A 20,339-nucleotide genomic window follows, 5' to 3' on the forward strand; every position below is an offset into this window, starting at 1 on the left:
CTCACGCAAAAAGGAGAACAAGATGTCGGATTTGATTACAAAAATTGATGCACTGAGCCCAACGCTCGCCAAGCAAAAACGGGCCTTTGATCTCGAACGTTATCCTGAATACCAGCAGCGCCTGTTGGATTTGCAAAAGTTAAAAGATGTTTTGATTGATAACCAGAATGCTTTTGTGGAGAGTCTTGCAAAAGATTTTGGACACAGGAGTAAAGATGATTCTCTAATCGGGGATATTCTTACCACCGTCGCTGGTATCAACTACCATATGAAACATCTTAAAAAATGGATGAAACCCGTGCGCAAGCACATCGGGATACTTTTTCAGCCTGCTTCGGGTAGGGTCATGTATCAACCCCTTGGCGTTATTGGCATCATTGTACCGTGGAACTATCCTTTATTTTTATCAATCGGGCCTTTGGCCACTGCGCTGGCAGCCGGTAATCGGGCAATGATAAAAATGTCTGAATATACGCCCCGTACAAATGCGCTTTTGGCCGAGCTAATGGCTCAGCGCTTTGATAAAAACAAAGTGACTTTTGTGGGTGGTGAAGCTGACATGGCCGCAGCGTTCTCAAACCTTGAATTTGACCATCTATTTTTCACAGGCTCTACTGCTGTAGGAAAACATGTGCTAAATGCAGCTTCGAAAAACATGGTGCCAGTGACACTGGAACTTGGTGGTAAGTCACCCGCCATTATAGGCAAAGACATGCCAATCAAAACGGCGGTAGAACGCTTTTTATTCGGAAAGACCTTAAATGCTGGCCAAACTTGCGTCGCGCCTGACTATGTTTTTTGCCCCGAAGATAAAGTAGATGAGTTAATCAATCAAACCAAAACTCTATTTAATAAGATGTTTCCAAAAGTCAGCGGCAATAGCGATTACACCTGTATTGTGAATCAAGGGCATTATGAGCGACTTAAAGGTCTTTTGACAGATGCGGAATCTAAGGGTGCAAAGGTGCTATCACTTGCACAAAACAATGAAGCAGACGATACCGAACGCCGGGTAGCATTGAGAATTGTCACCAATGTAAACGATGAAATGAAAATCGCCCACGAAGAAATTTTTGGGCCGCTGCTAATTGTGATGCCTTATAAGGAAATAAGCGAAGCAATCACCTATATCAATGCCAGACCTCGTCCGCTTTCGCTCTATGTTTATAGTTTTGATGAGCAAACCCAGCAACTTATTATGCGAGAGACCATTGCTGGCGGCGTGTGTATCAACGATGCATCCTTTCACGTTGCGAATGAAGACCTGCCTTTTGGTGGAGTAGGTGCTTCTGGAATGGGAAATTATCATGGAAAAGAGGGTTTTATCCGTTTTTCCCATACTAAGTCCATTTTTTCACGTGGCAGATTGTCTTTTGCTTCTCTGCTCTTTCCACCCTATGGAAAACTCACGCATCGCCTTGTTTATAAATATTTTATTCGTTAACCCGATTTGAGGATGTCATGATGAAAAACGTAAATAATATTGCAGATCTTTTGGAAGACGCCATGCTCAAGTATGGAAGAAAGCCAGCGTTTCACTGTTTGGGGCAAACTCTTACCTTTGCACAAATCGACGAGCATTCTCGTAATCTGGCGGCGTGGCTACAGCACGAATCAGGCCTTAAACAAGGTGACAGAGTGGCCATTCAACTGCCCAATCTCATTCAATATCCTATTGCAGCATATGCTGTTTTGCGTGCTGGCATGGTGATAGTAAATACTAACCCGCTTTATACCACGCGTGAGATGAAACATCAGTTTAATGACTCGGGTGCAAAAGCATTGATCGTGCTTAAGGATTTAAAGGCGAAATTTGACGAAATTAAGCGTGAAACTGAAATTCAAACGCTTATTACCACGCATGCCACAGACATGCTTGACATTGAAAATAAAAGTAAAAGTCAAACTGGTGTACAGGAACAACATTCAGAATCTCTACTACAAGTCGACTTCAAGCAGGCTTTAGAGCAAGGCAAATCCAATTCATTGCAAATGCGCGAAAGCCAATCAAAGGATGATGTTTGCGTGTTGCAATATACCGGTGGTACCACGGGTGTTTCAAAAGGCGCAATGCTGACTCATGGCAATCTAATTAGTAATGCAAAGCAAACCATGGAGCGCTTGACAACAGGTTTTGATTTTGAAGATGAAATATTGGTTTGTCCTTTGCCGCTTTACCATATTTATGCCTTCACTGTGAATCTGGTGATGTTTGCCAGCGAAGGGCATTTAAGTGTTCTTATTCCAAACCCTCGCGATATCAGTGCATTTATCGACGCGATCAAGCCGTTCCAATTCACCGGCTTTGCGGGTCTAAATACGCTTTTTGTAGGTCTGTGCAGCCAAGAAGCTTTTCGTAGGCTCGACTTTTCAAAGCTTAAACTGACGATATCAGGTGGAACTACACTTACATCTGCAGCAGCAAGTCAGTGGATGGAAGTAACGGGCTGTTCAATTGCAGAAGGCTATGGACTATCCGAAACATCTCCTGTACTGAGCATAAACGAGCCTGGAAATGAAGTTCTTGGCAGCGTGGGTAAGCCATTGGTTGACACTGATATACGATTTATCGATTCATCAGGTCAAGATGTAACTGAAGGTGAGGAAGGCGAACTTATTGCCAAAGGGCCTCAGGTGATGAAAGGTTACTGGAAGCGAGAGGCAGAAAGCGACAAGGTGTTTACTCCAGATGGTTACTTTCGCACAGGCGACATTGGTTACCGCATGAAAAGTGGACACATTAAAATCGTGGACAGACTTAAAGATATGATTTGCGTAAGCGGCTTTAATGTGTATCCGAATGAAGTTGAAGATGTGTTAACGCAGCACCCACAAGTGCTCGAAGCAGCGGTTGTTGGAAAACCATGTAATCACTCCGGTGAGAAGGTGTGCGCCTATGTGACATTAAGTGGTGAGTTATCCAAAGAGGAATTAATTTCACACTGCAAACAAAGTCTAACGGGCTATAAGGTGCCAAAAGACATCTTTGTATTGGACGAACTGCCCAAATCCACAGTGGGTAAAATTTTACGTCGTGAATTACGTTAAGGCCATCCATTTAAAAATGACCTGGTTAACAATCATTCCAATAAGTGAGCCTCTATTTGAAATATGCTCAAAGGTGAGGAAATAAACATGACCTACGATTACATAATTATTGGCGCTGGCTCTGCTGGTTGCGTATTGGCAGACCGGCTCAGCGAAAGCGCAAAACACTCAGTCTGCGTTTTGGAGGCAGGTTCTGACAACAACAGCTTTTTAGTTAATACACCTGGCGCTTTTGCTGCATTCATGTTTTTAAAAAAGTATAACTGGAGCTTTGAGGCTAATGCAGTGGGTGATATTCGAAACGGAACGCCTATGTTTGTGCCTCGTGGAAAAGGTCTTGGAGGAAGTTCCTCTACCAATGCCATGTTATATGTACGTGGCCAGGCACAAGATTATGATACATGGGCAAATTTAGGTAACGAAGGCTGGTCATTTAAGGATATGCTGCCGCATTTCAAACGCTGCGAAACGAATGATAAGGGTGCCAATGAGTATCACGGCGATAAAGGCCCACTGCACGTAAGCACACGGCCCGTGCACTACGAAATCAGCAAACGCTTTATAGAGGCGGGAAAGCAGGTAGGTTTTAAATATAACGACGATTTTAACGGTGAGGACCAAGAAGGGGTCGGTTATTATCAATGTACGATCAAGGATGGAAAACGCTGTGGTGCAGCTCGCGCTTTTTTAAAGCCAGCCTTATCCAGAGAGAATTTAAATGTTAAAACAGGCGCTCTGGTAAAACGAATTTTGTTCAAAGGTAAAGTGGCAATTGGTGTTGAATATGAGCAAGCCGGGCAAATTCATAGCCTTTATGCCAATAAAGAAGTTATTCTGAGTGCAGGCGCCATTCAATCTCCTCATATCTTAATGCTATCGGGCGTTGGCGATGCAAAAGAACTTGTCAAACATAACATTGATTCGATACAGCATTTGCCTGGAGTGGGCAAAAATTTACAAGAACATGTTGACGCTTGCATCTTGGTGAAAAGTAAAAAACGTGACGGCTTTACCGCATCGCTTAGTGGACTATTGAAAATGACGCCGCATGCTTTTAAATATTTATTTAATAAAACCGGTAAGCTTGCAAACAGCATTCTGGAAGCTGGTGCGTTTCTGAAATCGCGAGATGACCTTGACTCTCCTGATATTCAATTGCATATGCTCCCTTTGCTCTATGATGATAATGGACGAGATTTAAAACTAATGGGTCAGCATGGTTACTCTTGCCATGTTTGCGTGCTCAGACCAGAAAGTCGCGGGCAAATTAGCCTTCGTTCCGCTGATTTTAAAGATGCGCCAAATATTGACTTCAACTTCTTTTCAGATAAAGAGGGCAAAGACAAGCAAGTAATTGTTGATGGAATGCGGCAACTTCGAAAAATTCTTGGGGCGCCTGCATTTGAAGATTACCATGTTGAAGAGATGCATCCGGGTATTTCCCAGCAAAGCGATGACGAGGTTTTTGCGAAAGCCAAAGAGCGTTTAGGTTTGGTTTACCATCCGGTGGGTACTTGCAAAATGGGTGTGGACGAAATGGCGGTGGTTGACAAAGATCTGCGAGTGCATGGTTTAGAAAACTTGCGAGTCGTTGATGCCTCAATTATGCCTACCCTGGTAAGCGGTAACACTAACGCACCTACCATGGCGATTGCACAAAAAGCGGCCGACAGCATTTTAGCGCTTAGTCGTAGTTTTAGCGATTGAATTATATCGTTTGCTCAAGACAACAATCGATACTAAGTAAACCATCACTATCACTGCTGATACCGCTTCGAACCTGTAGTCTGGGAATAGCAGCCACACGGTAACTATGAGCAGACTGCGCACGATTGCATGGAAGTAACCTACCCAGTGTTGAATTGCCCAGGATAATGGCATCCACATTAGCCCAGCCAGAATACCAACGCTTAATGGAAGCGTTGTGTGGTCGATGGATGCAACGGGTAATGCAATACTGAATACCAGCAGTGCCATTACGAGCCCAACGTAAAATAAGGTGTCAAATTCTGTGTGGGTTTGTTTTTTTGAGAAGAAATTTTCACCAGTCAGGTATGAAAGCCCAGCCCCTAAATAAAAAATACAGCCTGTTCCAATATAAAGCATCCATACCTTCAGGACTTCACTCAAAAATGGAGCGCTTATACCGATGACGGCCCATACGAATGTGCCGGCAATGGGCATGGCTAAAAATTTGTTTTGTTTAAAAACTTCGCGTTGCTGTTCAAGTGTTAATTCGCTCATTGTTTGGCTCCATATTAATTTGAAGCCATTTTGGACGACATCCTATCAAATAGTCATTGTGTAATGTCATGATTTACAGGTGACAAATGTCATCAATTTTGCCTCTGAAAAACAGTGCCTTGCTCTTCGTTTATGGCAAGCAACTTGCTTCATACCATTAGAGAATCAAAAATTAAAACCTTAAAACACTGTTTTGTTTTCAACAACACGACTAATTCTAGAAAGAGACGCACAGTTTTGAAAAAACAACTATTAGGATCTATCTTGCTCATATTGCCTCTAAGTGCATCGGCAGGTGAAAATAGTAAATTCTCTGACCGCTTTGAGTTTTCTGGCTTTGGAAGAATCATCGCAGGATATTTGGATGAAGATGCCGCAAGCTATGAAGGGTATGAGAATAAGCTAAGTGTTAGTGAGCAGTCGCTTATTGCGGTTCAAACCGAGTTTGCCGCAACAGAAACGCTTACGATTGCTGCACAATTATTGGCACATTCGTCAGAGGAACGTCAGTCTGGCTTTGAATGGTTTTATCTCAATTATGAGCCGACAAAGAATTGGCGCTTTAAAGCAGGAAAGCTTCGTACCCCTTTTTTCAGGTACAGTGACGTCATTGATGTGGGCTTTGCTTATCCGTGGATTAGTGCTCCACAGCAGGTATACAGCGGCTACTTGTTTTCAAATTACGAAGGTGCTTCGGCAACGTATCGATTCAATCATGCCGGGGTGAATGTTGATGTTGAGGCTTACTATGGGGTATATGATGAAACAGTTTTCTATACCGGACAGGAGGTTGATGTAGATGTTGATCAAATAGTCGGTTATATTGTTCAGACCTCGTTTGATAACTTTCATGCTCGTGCGTCAGTAATAAGCAGTGATGATTTTGATGTAGACCTCCCTGAATTTAAGCAGTTTGAACAAACCCTGAGAGTCGCAGGTTTTGAAAGAAACGCAGATTCATTAAGCTTCGATGGCAGTGCAGTTGGCTATCAGGCTAGTTTAGGTTACGACAATTTACAATATTTCACGTCTGCAGAGTGGGTTCGAATTACTTCAGACGTCCTGATTATTCCAGATATTGATAGTTACTACGTGACCGCAGGATATAACTTCTATCCATTTCAGGCCCACGCCACCTTTTCCCGTTCCGATGCTTCTTACGATATATTAACCAATGAAATTCCCAAGGGGGTTAATCCACAGTTAGACGCTTTATCGTTTGGTTATGATAGCGTTATCTCAAACTTGCAACTTGATTCTCTCGATTCATTCACGCTTGGTCTAAGGTGGGATTTTCGACCAAGTATGGCGCTTAAAACAGAAGTTACCTTTTTAAAAGGTGAAGATGGCGAACGCGCTTTTTTTGAAATTGAAGATGAAGCAAATTTTGACAGGGATGCGACTTTGTACCAAGTCGCATTTGAGTGGGTGTTCTAATGAAGCAAGTATTCAATACCACACTATTAATATTGACGCTGATTATTAGCCATCAAATACACGCACAATCCGGCGAAGTAATCGTTATCGCGAATGTAGATAACGAAGAATTAAAAATGAGTAAACGTGAAATACGTAATCTGTTCATGGGCGGAGTATCAGAGCTTAATTTACAGCCTTTGGGACTAACACCGGAGAATGCTGCAAGACTCGTTTTTAACACCAAAATAATTGGATTGACGGAATCAAGAATTCAGTCTTATTGGGCTCAAATGCGATTTAGCGGCCGTAATAAACCGCCAAAACAATTTGAATCAGTCGACGAAATAATTGAATATCTTTTAACCAATAAAGATACGATTGCCTACGTGCCTGTGAATACAAAAATACCGGAAAGCTTAACCATTGTTTACAATGCTGAAGCGGCTGAGAAAGCAAGCTCAATCAATTAAATAATGTTAATGGAAATTGCTTGCTCTATTGCTATATAAGTGTTCTATAGCTTCTAGTGGTAAAGGTTTGCTAAATAGATAGCCTTGCAATAAGTGACATCCGTTATCAATTAGAAAAGCCGCTTGGGAGGGCGTCTCGACGCCCTCAGCGCATACTTTTAAATCAAGCTGTTTAGCCATTTCAATGATTGTTTTGGTGATAGTATTGCTTCGTTGAGACAAACCAATCCCATCTACAAACTGCTTATCTATTTTAAGCGTATCCAAGTAAATCTGTGTTAAATACCCAAGAGAAGAATAGCCTGTTCCAAAATCATCCAACGCAATATAACTGCCAAGGTTTCTTGCTTGTGTGATGAACTGGTTTGCCACTTCAAAGTTTTCTAGATATGCCGATTCGGTCAGCTCGAACTCAATGCCAGATGGCTTGATGTTGTGCTTTTTAAACAGCGCTGAAATCTTTGTCAATAATTCGTTATCCCTTAAATCAAACGCGGAAATATTTAACGAAACTACGGCATTTGGAGAAACTGCAAGCAGCCTTGGCATATCAATACACACTTGATTGACAACCCACTGAGTAATGGCTTGTATTTTGCCGCTTTGCTCGGCAATAGGAATAAATTCAGCTGGTGATATAAATCCTAACTCACTGCTGTTCCATCGAATTAAAGCCTCATAACCCTGAATTTTTTCTTTGCCATCAACTTTTGGCTGATAACACAAACTAAACTCGTTTTCTCTGAGGGCATCACCTAGGGCTGAGGCGATTGCGATGCGTCGTTTGTTATTTTCCATCATCGACTGGACAAACAGTGTGCAGGTGGAACGCCCTTGCGCTTTTGAGCGGTACATCGCCACATCTGCATTTGCTACTAATTCAGAAACGTTATAGTGCGCATCAGATGCTAATGCGATACCAATACTGACTCCAACTTCAATTCTCCAACCATCGATAACGATGGCTTGGCACAGCTCATTTTTAACTGTATTTGCAAACTCAAGCAATTCCTGGCTATCGACAACGTTGTTTACAAGGATTAAAAATTCATCGCCGCCCAAACGGGATGCAAAGCGTTTATCTTCAACTAATTGGGAAACTTCATCTGCAACATAGCAAAGTAGCTTGTCGCCTACTTCGTGTCCAAAAGAATCATTTATCCACTTAAAGCCATTTAGGTCGAAAAACAGGATCGCCAAATCGTTTCGTTTTTGTTGTGCATCTTCTATTTCATTTGCAAGCGTTGATATAAAGAACTGTCTATTGGGAAGATTGGTCAGGCTGTCATAATTCGCCAATCGCTGCATTTGTGACTGCTGATCGAGAAGCAGTTGAGTTTGTTTTCTGTTTTTCTCTACTTCTGTATTGATATCTTGCATCAATGAGTTTAAGCCCTCCGTAAGGGTTTTGACCTCATTTTTCCCTCTGACTTTTGCCAACAAGCCATAGTCCTTGCTTAGGCGAATTTTTCGCATGAACTCAGACAAATCAAGAAGTGGTTTGATGGATCGGTTTTGCAGGAGAATAATAATGGCAGCCGTGATTAAAAGCGTAAAAAACACAAAAGGGAAAACTTTCAAAATTAAAGCTTGGGTGCTTTTTTTTAAGGGCATGCTTAAATCGTTTATTATCAATAAGTAGCCTAGGGTAAGCTCTTCTTCACCAATTCGCTTAAATGCAATCACACTCTCTTTGTCTGCGTGCATCCCTACATCAAAGGATTTGTAATCGTCAAAATTTATTTGGCTGATTACCGCTTCGCTATTTGCTAAAGAGGTGTTGCTGATAACTTTTCCATAGTAAGGCTGAATGAGCTTACGCTGCTGATCATACACAGCAGCAATGCGCACGTTTTCGTACTGATCGAGCTTGAGCAACAGATTTGCAATGCTGAAAATGTCAGGTTCATCCGACATCATTATCATTAAATCAATGGACAGGTTTTCCGAAAGACCATTTAAGTCATCTGAGGCACCTTGTCGATACAAATCCTTATAAGCCTGCATTGCAAACACAACAACCAAAGCGCTTGTCACCAAGATGGCCGAAACGGAAAGCGTCAAAAGCTGTGAGCGCATGCTATTTAAAATCATAGACAGTTTATAGTATTTGTTTATAGGAAATAGAAATGCCGATAAGACTGTTATCGGCATCGAATGGGCTTTCTGGATTAAAAAATCGGTATTTATTGGGTATGTTGGGCTTTGCTGAAAATTCACACAGCAAAGATAAACACTCCTTAAACCTTAGCGCCTGAAAATATTTTATTTTGCTAAATTTACCTGGGTTTCACCGGCAGGTTCTTTTTCGTTGAGCAGCGCGTTCAATAGTGCAGGTAAAAAGCTCAGACTTAACAGTGTGGATACAAAAATGCCGCACAGCACAATTACCCCGACACCGCGATACAATTCTGTGCCTTCGCCCGGAATTAACACTAAAGGCGCTAAACCAAAAATAGTGGTGGCGGTTGACATTAAAATTGGTTTTAGGCGTTTTGCAACCGCTTGGCGCACGGCATCTTTTACCGCAATTCCCTCATCAACATATCGACGCGTTTGGTCAACGATTAAAATTGGGTTATTTACGACTGTACCAAGTAAAATTAAAAACCCAAGCATGGTAATCATATCAAAGGGCTGATAGGCACCGCCTATACCAATCGCACTTAGCGCAGCGTTGGCTCCGTTGACGGCGATTAGCCCCAGTAGCCCTCCTGCCATACCAAGTGGCACTGTGGCCAAAATAAACAATGGATAGCGCCAATGGGTAAAAATTGCGACAAGCAGCAAATAACAAAGAATAATCGCAATTACAAAGTTGCTTGAAAGCGATTCTTTTGTGGCTTCAAGCTGGTCTGCCGCGCCACTGATACTGATATTGATCCCTTGCGCAATACTCCCCTGTTGCCACAAAGAAGGAAGCATTTGCGTACGCACGATTTGCTCGGCAGTTTCAAGTGCGACATCCCGTGGAGGGATAATGTACACAGTAACCGTTCTGCTTCCATCCACCCGACGCACACTGTCACTGTTTTTGCTTTCTACCAAATCAGCCAACGCTCTCAAGGGCAAAACACTACCCCTTGGCGTGACAATTGGAGTAGAGCTTAAATCATTGATGTTTTGCTGGTTGCCAGCACCACTAAATAAAAAAATGTCGACTTTATCATCATTTAAAATAAATTCGTCTACAAAGGCACCGTCACTTACCGCGGCTACGGCATAGCCAAAGTCGTTATTGTTTATGCCAAGCTCTGAAAGCCGCTCCCAGCGAGGGCGAATTTCAATGAGTGGTTGCTCAAGAATCAGTGAGCCAGGATCAGAGTTGATTTGTGGGTTCTCAAAATATTCACTTGCCGCGTTATATATGGCTTCTGCAGTGCTGTATAAGTCTTGTATATTAGCGCCTGCAATATCCACTGCGACGGCCCGGGTGCCACCATCGTTACTGGATATAATCGATCCTCGTGATGAAAATGCGCGCATGCCTTCAAAGCTTCTAAACTTTTCGGTTATCGCATCCATCATTTGATTGATATATTCTGGTTCAACAGGTGCGCTTAAAAACCAAATACGGCCAATAGATACCGACATATTGTAATAGGCGAGGGGTGGCATCGTGCTTTCACCTGATTCGAAAGCGTCTGGCTCAGCATTGACGTACTGGTCAAAATATTCACGCAGTTCACTGCCAATTTTTTCCATTTCAGTTAAATTATAGCTGGGCGGGGCGATCATTATTGAAAAGGCTTTTGGTTCTTCGCCTTCAGGTAAGTATTCTGCCGCCGGCATAAGTAAATATGCCGCACCTAGAATGCATGCGATAAACCCTGCACTGTATAATCTCGCCTTTTGTTTACTGGCAGTAAAAAAGTCGACAATTTTGAGCCATTTATCTGATTTGTCGATGGTTTTTGCATCTTGTTTGTCACTAAAATTATCACGTCCTAAATTGGCCATAGCAACAGGAACCACGAATATTGCCACTAGCATCGACGCAATAATGGCGCCTGAAATAGCAATTGCAATGTCAGAATATAATTGGCCTGCTTCTTGTTCTATGAACAATATTGGCGCGAATACAAGCACCGTTGTTGCTGTTGAAGCCAGTACTGCAGGCCAGACTTCTTTCACGCCTTTTACCGCTGCATCTATTCTTGATTGGCCTTTACTTTTTGCCTGCTTCATCTCCTGCATAATCGATTCAAGCACAACGATGGTGTTATCCACAGTCATGCCGATGGCAAAGGCAACGCCTGCCAGTGAGATAACATTGATTGTTCTGCCAAAGGCAAGTAATGCAATAAAAGCGGCGATGGTACAAATGGGGATACCCATAACGCCAATTGCTGTAGAGCGCGCTGAACGTAAAAAGTAAAACATGACCAGTGTGGCCAAAACGGCGCCAAGCCCCAAATTTATCCAGACATTTTTAAGCGAGCTTTGCACATACTGCACGTCGTCGCTAAACAGTTTTAGATTAAGCCCGTTTTGTTCGAGTAATGAAGCGTTTAGTTCTTCAACGACCGGAAGCAACTGCTCTTTGATCGCGATCACATTTGAACCGGACTCACGTCGAACCGACATCGTTAAATTGCGCTGACCGTTAGAGTAAGAAAGCCCGCGCGATTCAAAATGGTCCAGATTAATTTCAGCAATGTCTTTTAAATAAGTGATGGCATTGCCGTTTTGCGCAACAATCAAATTGCTCAGTTCGTCCAGTTGTTCGAATCGGCCAACGACTCTCAGTAAAAATCGGCTTTCTCCAGACTCTAAATCGCCAGCGGATGCATCACGATTACGAGAACGAATAGCGTCTCGCACATTGTTAAGAGAAATGCCGCGCTGCGCCAATTTTGCTGCATCCACTTTAATTTGAATTTGACGAGGTGAGCCACCTCGCACGTCGACCTGCGATATCCCTTCCACGGTTTCCATACGAGGGCGAATATAATCATCCGCAAAATCGCGAAGCATATCCACATCCAAGTCCATTGGATTTCCGGGTAAGGGGGCGAGTCGGAAGAACATAAACGCGTTCGATGAAAAGGAGCTTGAAAATAAACGCGGTTGGTCGACATTTTCAGGATAGGCAGGAACCTGGCTCAAAGCATTACTGACACGAATAAGCGCTTCATTTACATCTACACCAAAGGGAAACTCAAGCTCTATGTTTGCAGAGCCCATTTCTGCGCTCGAAATCATGCGCTTTAAATTGGGCAAGCTTCGAAGATAGCGCTCCTGTTCAATTAAAATCTCTTTCTCGATATCCTGGGGTGTTGCGCCTGGCCAGCCGGTTTGAACTGTTATGGTTCGAACTTCTAAATCCGGGATCATTTGCACCGGAATATTTAGCGCCGATACCAGACCTAAGATGCAGCCAATTAATACAATGACGGTAACTAAAATGCCTCGTTTGACGCTTGATTCGATCATTGTCCCATACTCGCACTTACATCATTTACCTTAACCGGGGCTCCGTCTTTAAGAAGCTCTATCCCCGAAATAATATAGGCTTTATCGCTTTCGCCGTTTTCAATACTCACCATGCCGTTAGGCATATTTTTATATGGGGTTACAATCCGTTTTGCTTTTCCGTCTTCAACCACAAAAATACTGCTTCCTCCATCAGGATGTTGCTTGACCGCTGAGCGAGGCAATAAGATTTGTGTGTTTGCTTGCCCGCTGGCAGAACTTGACAAGCCCGGTAGGCGGATGCGTGCACGGGCAGACATACCGGCAATGGTCTGCGCATCGCGCGGTAAATCGACAAAGGCACTAAATGTACGGCTGTTATTGTTGCCAACAGGAACGACCCGATTAACCGTTGCCTGAATAACAGAATTTGTCGCATCTGGGCGTACTTCAACGTATTTGGCCATTCTATTTAAAAAATGACGGTAATATTCCTGCGGTATTGAAAGGACCAAGCGTAAGTCATTCATATCGACCAATTCAAACACAAATGTTTGCTGGCTTATCCATTCGCCCATGTCAACATTTCGCATCGCAATTACGCCATCAAATGGCGCTTTTAAACTGTGTCGCTTTAAGATTTCTTCCTGCAAGGCTAGATTCGCTTCTTCTCTTGCCAGCGTCGCTTCGGCATTAGCTAATAACGCAGCACGTTCAGAAATGAGGGTTTCTGCCACTAGTTGTTTTTCAGACAAGGCAAGCACTTCTTTGTAAAGGCGCTGTGCTTCGGCGAAGTTAACCTTTGCTGCCTCAAGACTGGCTTTTGCGCCTTCAACCTGCAAGCGAGCAAGTGCATCATCAAGCCTTAACAGTGTTTGTCCTTTGCTGACAACATCGCCCACCTCAACCAGCAACTCATCGACGCGCCCGGCTTCTAATGGAGCAAGTTGCGCGTGATGCTTAGCTTCAATAGAGCCACTGAGTTCGAGCATAGGGCTTGTCTCAATCGTTTTTGGGTAAATGACATCCACTTGGATTGGAGTAGTCGAGGATTGCGCATAACTTGTTCCGCTTGCACTTATTAATAACGCAAGCCCGGCGTATTTAAATACGCTTTTAAATAGGCAGGCTCGCTTAATCAATGCTGAAATGCTGCGGCAAGCATTGAGTAGATGTCTTGCAAAATGCACGGGTTTGTCCATCTGATCCTCTTTGTAATTGTGTCGCGTTTTTTATGTCAGGTTTTAGGGCATGTTGATCTTTGCTGTATGAATTTTATACGCCCTGGTTGTTTCTCAGTTTTTATCAGTTGTTTCTCAGTTGTTTTAAGTTTGCCGTCTTAGCTTAAATGAGAGTGTGTTCTTTTATTTAATAATTATCTTATCTCACTTGGTGTAATACGACGATGCGTAAAACAAGGTGCAATTTTTCGTCAAAGCTTTTCTTGCTTTATTTCTTAGGTTCTTTCTAAAAATTAATAATAGCTTCGCGTACGCGGCGTTTTTCATTAAAGTACCGACAGCATATGTTTTTACATGGTGGAGAATACCGTTGCAACTTGAATTTTACATGCCGCTATGGGGCAATGAAGACCTGCAATTTTCGGAGTTTTGTGCACGAGTGAGGCGAGCTGGCTTTGATGGTGTAGAAATGAATTTGCCGAGCAAGGCTTTCACGCTTGCCGAGCGAGCGGATTACGCTAAAGCGGCGACTAACGAAGGTCTTAAGTTTGCGCTTCAACATGTTGAGACTAATGACGCTGACTTTGTTTCGCACAAACACAAGCTTGCTGAGCTCATGCGCGTATATGCGCAAGTTTCGCCACAATTTATCAACAGCCACACCGGCAGAGACTTTTTTAGCTTGGAAGAAAACTTAGAGTTGATTGATATGCTTGCTAGCGTATCTGCAGAGCTTGGCATCCCAATCTATCATGAAACTCACCGTAGCCGCTGCAATTTTGCCGCCCACATCAGCGCGCAATTTGTAAAAGTTCGGCCAGATATCAAACAAACTGCAGATTTTAGCCACTTTTGCTGTGTTGCAGAAACCTTGCTGGAAGATCAGGCGCATAATCTGGAACTAATAATTCCGAGCATTCACCATATTCATGCCAGAGTCGGCGATGCTCAGTCACCCCAAGTAAACCACCCAAACGCGCCAGAGCACAAGGCGGCTTTCGACGCGCATATGAATTGGTGGATGCGTATTTTAAAAATGGCAAAGGCGCGCGGCGATACGCACTTTACTATCACGCCGGAATTTGGGCCTTTGCCTTATATGCCATGTATTCCGTTTACCGGCATGCCAGTTTCCAATCAATGGGAAATAAACGTTTTCATGAAAAACGAGATTTCGCGAAGGTGGGCAGAACGAGAAGACTAAGACTCCATATCAGGTAAAGAGACCTCGGCAGAAGATGCCGAGGTAAGATTTTTACATCCCAATTCCAATGTTTCAATTGCGACTTGCAAAATGATAGTGAAATAGAAGATGCTTTTAGGCCTTTTTGACCGTTTGTGCAATTTGCCCAAAAATGGATTGTCCTGCCTCGTCAAACATTTCAATAGTAACCGAATCGCCAAATTTCATAAATGGCGTTGATGCTTCACCGTTTTGAATCGTTTCAATCATACGAATTTCAGCAATACAGCTATATCCTACACCACCTTCTGATACCGGTTTGCCGGGGCCGCCATCCAACTTATTAGATACTGTGCCTGAGCCAATGATGGTGCCCGCTTCCAATGGTCGTGTGCGTGCAGCATGCGCAATTAATTGACCAAAATGAAAGGTCATATCAATGCCGGCATGAGGTTCTCCAAACTTTTGACCGTTAAAATGTGAAACAAGCGGCAGGTGTAGTTTACCTTCTTTCCATTTGTCACCTAGCATATCAGGCGTCACTGCAACTGGGCTAAACGCGCTTGACGGCTTGGACTGGAAAAACCCAAAACCTTTGGCAAGTTCACCTGGAATTAATCCTCTAAGTGATACATCATTCACGATCATAACCAAGCGTACAAAGCCAAGCGCATCGTCAGCGCTTACACCCATCGGAACATCATCTGTGATGACCGCTACTTCTGCTTCAAAATCGATTCCAAAGCCCTCATCTTGAGGCATTAGGATGTTTTCTCGTGGCCCTAAAAAACTGTCAGATCCACCTTGATACATCAGCGGATCGGTCCAAAACGATTCTGGCATTTCAGCACCGCGTGCTTTTCTAACAAGCTCAACATGATTAACATAAGCACTGCCATCGGCCCACTGATATGCTCTTGGCAGTGGCGAGGCGCAGGCAGCCTGATCAAAATCCTGCGCTTCTAAATCACCTTTTTCCAACTGCTCAAATCGCTCTTTCAATTTAAATTGCACGTCGCTCCAGTTATCTAAGGCAAACTGCATTGTCGGCGCAATGTCGTGCGCAGATACCATGCGGCTTAAGTCGTTACTGACGATAACGAGTTGTCCATCTCTGTCTGTTTGTGAAGTAGGTTTTAAGCTAGCTAATTTCATTCGATGTTCATCTCCTGTTTTTTAAAGCCTTCACCATTATGAAGCCAGTCGGCGTGGCGAGGAGCTTTTTTAGTTTGCGACCACTCTTCAAGCATTGCTGGTGCAACGCGTTTAAGCTCTTGCATCATATCTGGAGTGTGAGTGTTGGCGGCTAACTCGATTCGATGCCCATTCGGGTCGAAAAAATAGATTGATTTAAAAATACCGTGGTCGGTTGGACCTAACACGTTTATATCGTGCGCCTCAAGACGGGACTTTGCAGCTAACAAATCGTCCATACTTTCCACTTCAAATGCGATATGCTGCACCCACTCAGGTGTGTTACCGTCTCGACCCATTTCAGGTGAATTAGGTAACTCAAAAAATGCCAGTACATTGCCATTTCCAGCGTCTAAAAACACATGCATGTACGGATCGGGTGCCTGCGTTGAAGGCACTTTATCTTCAGCAATAGCTAGCTGAAAATCCATATTCAGCATTTTCTGGTAGAATTCAACGGTTTCTTTAGCGTCTTTACACCGATATGCCACATGATGAATGCGGCTTAGCTTAACTTGATTGCTCGCACTTGCAGTACTCATCAGGCTTTCTCCTGTTGCTTTCCTGCAATTACACCGCGCTCAAGCTGGTCGCGCTCAATGGATTCAAATAAGGCTTTAAAGTTGCCTTCGCCAAAGCCTTGATCCTCTTTTCGCTGTATAAACTCAAAAAAGACAGGGCCAAGCAAGGTAGCAGAAAATATCTGCAGTAATAAACGTGGTTCACCACCTTCGGTCGTGCCATCAAGCAAGATGCCTCGAGCTTGTAATTCGTCAACGGGCTCACCGTGACCGGGCAAGCGCTCTTCGAGCATTTTATAATAGGTTTCAGGCGGCGCGGTCATAAACTTCATGCCTTGTTTTTTCAGGCGATCCCAACAAGCAGGCAAATCGTCACAGGCAAAAGCGATGTGTTGAATACCTTCGCCATTATACTGCATTAAAAATTCTTCGATTTGGCCTCCGCCACCGCCGCCTGCTTCTTCGTTGAGTGGAATGCGGATTTTGCCGTCAGGCGCAGTCATGGCTTTGGACAATAAACCTGTATACTCACCTTTAATATCAAAGTAACGAATTTCTCTGAAATTAAAGAGATTTTCATAAAATTTTGCCCAGTAATCCATGCGGCCACGGTAAACGTTATGCGTTAAATGATCCAAGGTATGAAATCCGCAGCCTTCCGGATGCCTGTCGACTCCTTCAATCCATTCAAAGTCGATGTCGTAAATGGTGTTTTCACCTTTGTAGCGGTCAATCAAATATAAGGCTGCGCCACCAATGCCTTTAATTGCGGGAAGTTTGAGCTCCATGGCACCCGTTTGCATATCTATAGGTTGCGCGCCTTTTTCGATTGCCATTTTATACGCTTTTTGAGAATTCTTTACCCGAAATGCCATGCCGCAGGCTGAAGGGCCATGCTCTTGTGCGTAATAAAACGCCGGGCTGTTTTTCGTGTAATTAGTAATAAAATTAATATCGCCTTGACGCCACAAGGCCACGTCTTTTGACTTATGATTTGCTACATGCGTAAAGCCCATCATTTCAAACACGGGCTCAAGAATGCCTTTTTCAGGCGCAGTAAATTCTACAAATTCAAAGCCATCCAGGCCCATTGGGTTTTCAAATAAATCAGCCATACTTGCGTCCTCTTTTTGACGTGCTTATGTTGATGAGCTCACTCTATAAGCAAACATAGCATTAGCTTGCTTATACGAATTCTGGCCTGTTAAACGATCATGCCCACAAACCAAGCTCAACATAAAAGCACAATGCTAATAGTTGTAAGTGCAACTAAATTAGTTGTAATAGCAACTAATGTCAAATTTGTTTCGCGATACACACCCTATGGTGAGTTTAGAAATATCATTTTTGTAATTTTTTAAATCAAAAAAATTAACTATAAAATTAAATAACTTAAGCCAATTGTTAATAAAATGTGTCTATTATTTTTACAATATATTACTTATAGTTTTTGCGATTGGTCAAAATCATTGTTTTATATAGATATTAAATTTTGGAATGTAAATTGCTGATAAATTTTTTAGTTATTTTAACTATCCTTAAAAACGAAATTTCATAAATTAAAGGTGTGTTTTATGAACAAACTGTCTTCTTCAAAAATCTTCTCTCTTGCAAACATCGGTAGCTTAACTTCATTACTCGTGCTGCTTTTGATAAGCGTCTCACCAGTAAATGCCGAATTAATTAAACATCGTTTTGACGTTGAGCTTTATCAGTACGATGAGCTTGATCCATTCACGACGAATTTTGTTACAAGCGCAAGTATAGAGATTGGCGCATTGACTGAATTTGCAGAGGAATCTATTGATGGTGATTATTTATGGGAAGACGACGCGTTCGAATATATCAACTTCTCAGGTATCAACGTAGCGGGTGCACAAGAAAACTATTCGTTTGACTTCACTGATTTTGCCGACTCGATAGCTTTCTTTTCAGCGAAAGCCTATTCCTTTTCGTTTTCTGGCGATGGTTTTGATAACGGGTTTTATGAGATTGTCATGGACATTGATTTAAGCGCGTTTTTACCGGGTGTGTTTGGTAACGTATCCTTTGAATTGTATAACGATGCGTTTGAGCAAATTGGTTTCGTCGATGCGATAGATGATAATTTTGATACCGTCTTTTCTGGAGAGATTGTAATTAACTCAAGCGCTGTTAGCGTAAATGCGCCTGGAATTGCGATGCTTTTTGGTTTGAGCCTATTCGTTCTTTTAGCAAGAAAGAGTCGCCACATATTATAAACTGCCTGGCTTTACCATTAATTGTCTGGCAATAGTACCCTGATAAAGTGCCGCTCGAGCAAACTGGGCGGCACTTTTTGTTTTCATCTGCGCAAATTATTGTTTAAAGTAAGCGTTAGAATTTTTAAGGATTAAATGTCGTTATAACTTATGCAGGATAAACAAGCGTCCCTGCTGACTTTAGAGCAATATATCCCTTACCGCCTATCTATATTGTCTAATAAAGTCAGTGCCCTCGTCGCACAAGCGTACAAAAATAAATTCGCACTATCGATTACCGAATGGCGAATTATGGCAGTGCTTGGAGAGTATAGTGACATTTCCGCCGACGAAATATCGAACAAAACGCAAATCGAAAAATCCATTATCAGCCGCGCGGTAAATAGCTTATTAAAACGCAGTTTAATAGAGCGTTATATTTCTAAGGAAGATAAGCGCCGCTCTGAGATCCGCCTCTCAAGCACGGGATACGATGTTTACGCAGAAATTGTTCCTGCGTCTTTAGCTTATGAAGAAGAACTATTGCGTTGTTTAAGCGAAGACGAGCAAGCCGTTTTCAGTAATATCATGTCGAAACTAGATGAGCATGCGCAAACCTTAAACTTTTTAAAAGACTCATAAGCCTCAGGGTGTCATGACCATTTTTATGTGCATGAATACTTGCTGGTATATCCTGTTTATTTTAGTACACTGAATCCATTCCTCGTAAACTGAGCAAAAAGAACTGTTGCATGTCTGAGCTAGCGTCTGGTCAAACACCTAAAAAAGCAATTAAAAAGCGCCGAAAGCGAGGTCAAACTCGCCCTGCTATTATTAATGCGGCCATTGAACTACTAATGAAAGAGGGGCCTGAAGCGCTCACTACGATCCGTTTGGCAAAAGAGGTCGATATCGTTCAATCAGGATTTTATGCGCATTTTAAAACTATTGAAGAATGTTTGCGCGCTCTCGTTGATGAGATTGATACTAAAGTCAGAGAGCCACTGGCTCAACAGATGGCGCAATTGCGCATGACTGACGCAGGGGACGTGGAGCTTCTTGAAGATTTTTATGAAGTACTGTTTGACCGAGTAAACGAAAACTGGAAGCTTATGGAAGTATTTTTGCATTTCAGAGGGGATCACTCGCTTGTAGGCAGACTCATTGCAGAATTCGAAACGAGCCTGATAGACGATTTGACACTGCATTTGCGCGAAATGCGAGATGTAAACACCTTGGTTCCAGTGTTTGAAGATGCGTCTGACAATGTGCTTAATGCGCTTTCTCACATTATGATCAGTCAATCACTAGTTGGGATAATGCAATGGAAAAAGGGCTTCATGCCGCGTAAAATGCTGGCGCGCTTTTTAGCTGAACAAACGTCAAAGATTGGGGACAGCACAAAAGCTGCCGGTATGCGTCTACAAAAATAAATAATAGTTATT

At 42.8% G+C, this 20,339-nt stretch carries 17 protein-coding genes; 10 read left to right on the top strand and 7 right to left on the bottom strand.

Features of this window, described 5'->3' with window-relative positions; all coding sequences use genetic code 11:
- Positions 1 to 22: 22 nt before the first annotated feature.
- From D6V41_RS08165 to D6V41_RS08175, 3 genes are all read left to right on the top strand, one after another.
- Positions 23 to 1,444 carry a coniferyl aldehyde dehydrogenase gene (locus D6V41_RS08165; RefSeq protein WP_136250978.1) on the top strand — a complete coding sequence of 474 codons (1,422 nt, stop codon included), beginning with the start codon at positions 23 to 25 and terminating at the stop codon, positions 1,442 to 1,444.
- Between the two features lie 20 nt (positions 1,445 to 1,464).
- On the top strand, positions 1,465 to 3,048 hold the full coding sequence (locus D6V41_RS08170; protein WP_136251187.1) for an AMP-binding protein: 1,584 nt from the start codon (positions 1,465 to 1,467) through the stop codon (positions 3,046 to 3,048).
- Positions 3,049 to 3,135: 87 nt separating this feature from the next.
- The gene (locus D6V41_RS08175; RefSeq protein ID WP_136250979.1) at positions 3,136 to 4,755 is read left to right on the top strand and encodes a GMC family oxidoreductase; all 1,620 of its coding nucleotides are present in this window, start codon (positions 3,136 to 3,138) and stop codon (positions 4,753 to 4,755) included.
- On the opposite strand, the gene D6V41_RS08180 is transcribed toward D6V41_RS08175, so the two are convergent.
- Entirely contained in the window at positions 4,726 to 5,292 is a 567-nt protein-coding gene (locus D6V41_RS08180; protein WP_136250980.1) for a DUF7010 family protein, read from the bottom strand. The two genes, D6V41_RS08175 and D6V41_RS08180, sit on opposite strands and share 30 nt — an antisense overlap.
- Before the next feature lie 237 nt (positions 5,293 to 5,529).
- Here D6V41_RS08180 and D6V41_RS08185 point away from each other — a divergent pair, with 237 nt between their 5' ends.
- Positions 5,530 to 6,729: a hypothetical protein gene (locus tag D6V41_RS08185; protein ID WP_136250981.1), complete on the top strand. Its 1,200-nt coding sequence runs from the start codon at positions 5,530 to 5,532 to the stop codon at positions 6,727 to 6,729.
- Positions 6,729 to 7,181: a hypothetical protein gene (locus D6V41_RS08190; protein ID WP_136250982.1), complete on the top strand. Its 453-nt coding sequence runs from the start codon at positions 6,729 to 6,731 to the stop codon at positions 7,179 to 7,181. Before D6V41_RS08185 ends, D6V41_RS08190 begins: the two co-directional genes overlap by 1 nt.
- A 6-nt stretch (positions 7,182 to 7,187) precedes the next feature.
- Here D6V41_RS08190 and D6V41_RS08195 read toward each other — a convergent pair whose 3' ends face one another.
- A complete protein-coding gene (locus tag D6V41_RS08195; RefSeq protein ID WP_241664475.1) occupies positions 7,188 to 9,260 on the bottom strand; it encodes an EAL domain-containing protein in 2,073 nt (690 codons plus the stop codon).
- 50 nt (positions 9,261 to 9,310) lie between these two features.
- On the opposite strand from D6V41_RS08195, the gene D6V41_RS18445 reads away from it, so the two are divergent.
- Entirely contained in the window at positions 9,311 to 9,439 is a 129-nt protein-coding gene (locus tag D6V41_RS18445) for a hypothetical protein (protein WP_277750968.1), read from the top strand.
- Positions 9,440 to 9,446: 7 nt separating this feature from the next.
- Here D6V41_RS18445 and D6V41_RS08200 read toward each other — a convergent pair whose 3' ends face one another.
- Positions 9,447 to 12,617, bottom strand: a complete 3,171-nt coding sequence (locus tag D6V41_RS08200) for an efflux RND transporter permease subunit (protein WP_136250983.1) — start codon at positions 12,615 to 12,617, stop codon at positions 9,447 to 9,449.
- A complete protein-coding gene (locus D6V41_RS08205) occupies positions 12,614 to 13,798 on the bottom strand; it encodes an efflux RND transporter periplasmic adaptor subunit (protein WP_136250984.1) in 1,185 nt (394 codons plus the stop codon). The genes D6V41_RS08200 and D6V41_RS08205 overlap by 4 nt, the downstream gene beginning before the upstream one ends.
- Before the next feature lie 349 nt (positions 13,799 to 14,147).
- Here D6V41_RS08205 and D6V41_RS08210 point away from each other — a divergent pair, with 349 nt between their 5' ends.
- A complete protein-coding gene (locus D6V41_RS08210) occupies positions 14,148 to 14,981 on the top strand; it encodes a sugar phosphate isomerase/epimerase (RefSeq protein WP_136250985.1) in 834 nt (277 codons plus the stop codon).
- A 114-nt stretch (positions 14,982 to 15,095) separates the two neighbouring features.
- Here the strand turns inward: D6V41_RS08210 and D6V41_RS08215 are convergent, their stop codons facing one another.
- From D6V41_RS08215 to hppD, 3 genes are read right to left on the bottom strand one after another with little or no spacing between them, the layout of a single operon-like run.
- Entirely contained in the window at positions 15,096 to 16,115 is a 1,020-nt protein-coding gene (locus D6V41_RS08215; RefSeq protein WP_136250986.1) for a fumarylacetoacetate hydrolase family protein, read from the bottom strand.
- Positions 16,112 to 16,696, bottom strand: a complete 585-nt coding sequence (locus D6V41_RS08220) for a VOC family protein (RefSeq protein ID WP_136250987.1) — start codon at positions 16,694 to 16,696, stop codon at positions 16,112 to 16,114. The genes D6V41_RS08215 and D6V41_RS08220 overlap by 4 nt, the downstream gene beginning before the upstream one ends.
- Entirely contained in the window at positions 16,696 to 17,790 is a 1,095-nt protein-coding gene (gene hppD / locus D6V41_RS08225) for a 4-hydroxyphenylpyruvate dioxygenase (RefSeq protein WP_136250988.1), read from the bottom strand. The genes D6V41_RS08220 and hppD overlap by 1 nt, the downstream gene beginning before the upstream one ends.
- Positions 17,791 to 18,249: 459 nt before the next feature.
- Here hppD and D6V41_RS08230 point away from each other — a divergent pair, with 459 nt between their 5' ends.
- The 3 genes from D6V41_RS08230 to D6V41_RS08240 all read left to right on the top strand — a co-directional run bounded on the left by D6V41_RS08230 (position 18,250) and on the right by D6V41_RS08240 (position 20,327).
- Complete coding sequence (locus D6V41_RS08230) at positions 18,250 to 18,915, top strand: hypothetical protein (RefSeq protein ID WP_136250989.1); 666 nt, start codon at positions 18,250 to 18,252, stop codon at positions 18,913 to 18,915.
- A gap of 150 nt (positions 18,916 to 19,065) precedes the next feature.
- A complete protein-coding gene (locus D6V41_RS08235) occupies positions 19,066 to 19,536 on the top strand; it encodes a MarR family winged helix-turn-helix transcriptional regulator (protein ID WP_136250990.1) in 471 nt (156 codons plus the stop codon).
- A gap of 110 nt (positions 19,537 to 19,646) precedes the next feature.
- On the top strand, positions 19,647 to 20,327 hold the full coding sequence (locus tag D6V41_RS08240) for a TetR/AcrR family transcriptional regulator (RefSeq protein WP_136250991.1): 681 nt from the start codon (positions 19,647 to 19,649) through the stop codon (positions 20,325 to 20,327).
- Positions 20,328 to 20,339: the final 12 nt, after the last annotated feature.

Origin of the sequence: Ningiella ruwaisensis (assembly GCF_004798935.1) — a bacterium.
In the GTDB taxonomy this organism is placed as follows: domain Bacteria; phylum Pseudomonadota; class Gammaproteobacteria; order Enterobacterales; family Alteromonadaceae; genus Glaciecola; species Glaciecola ruwaisensis.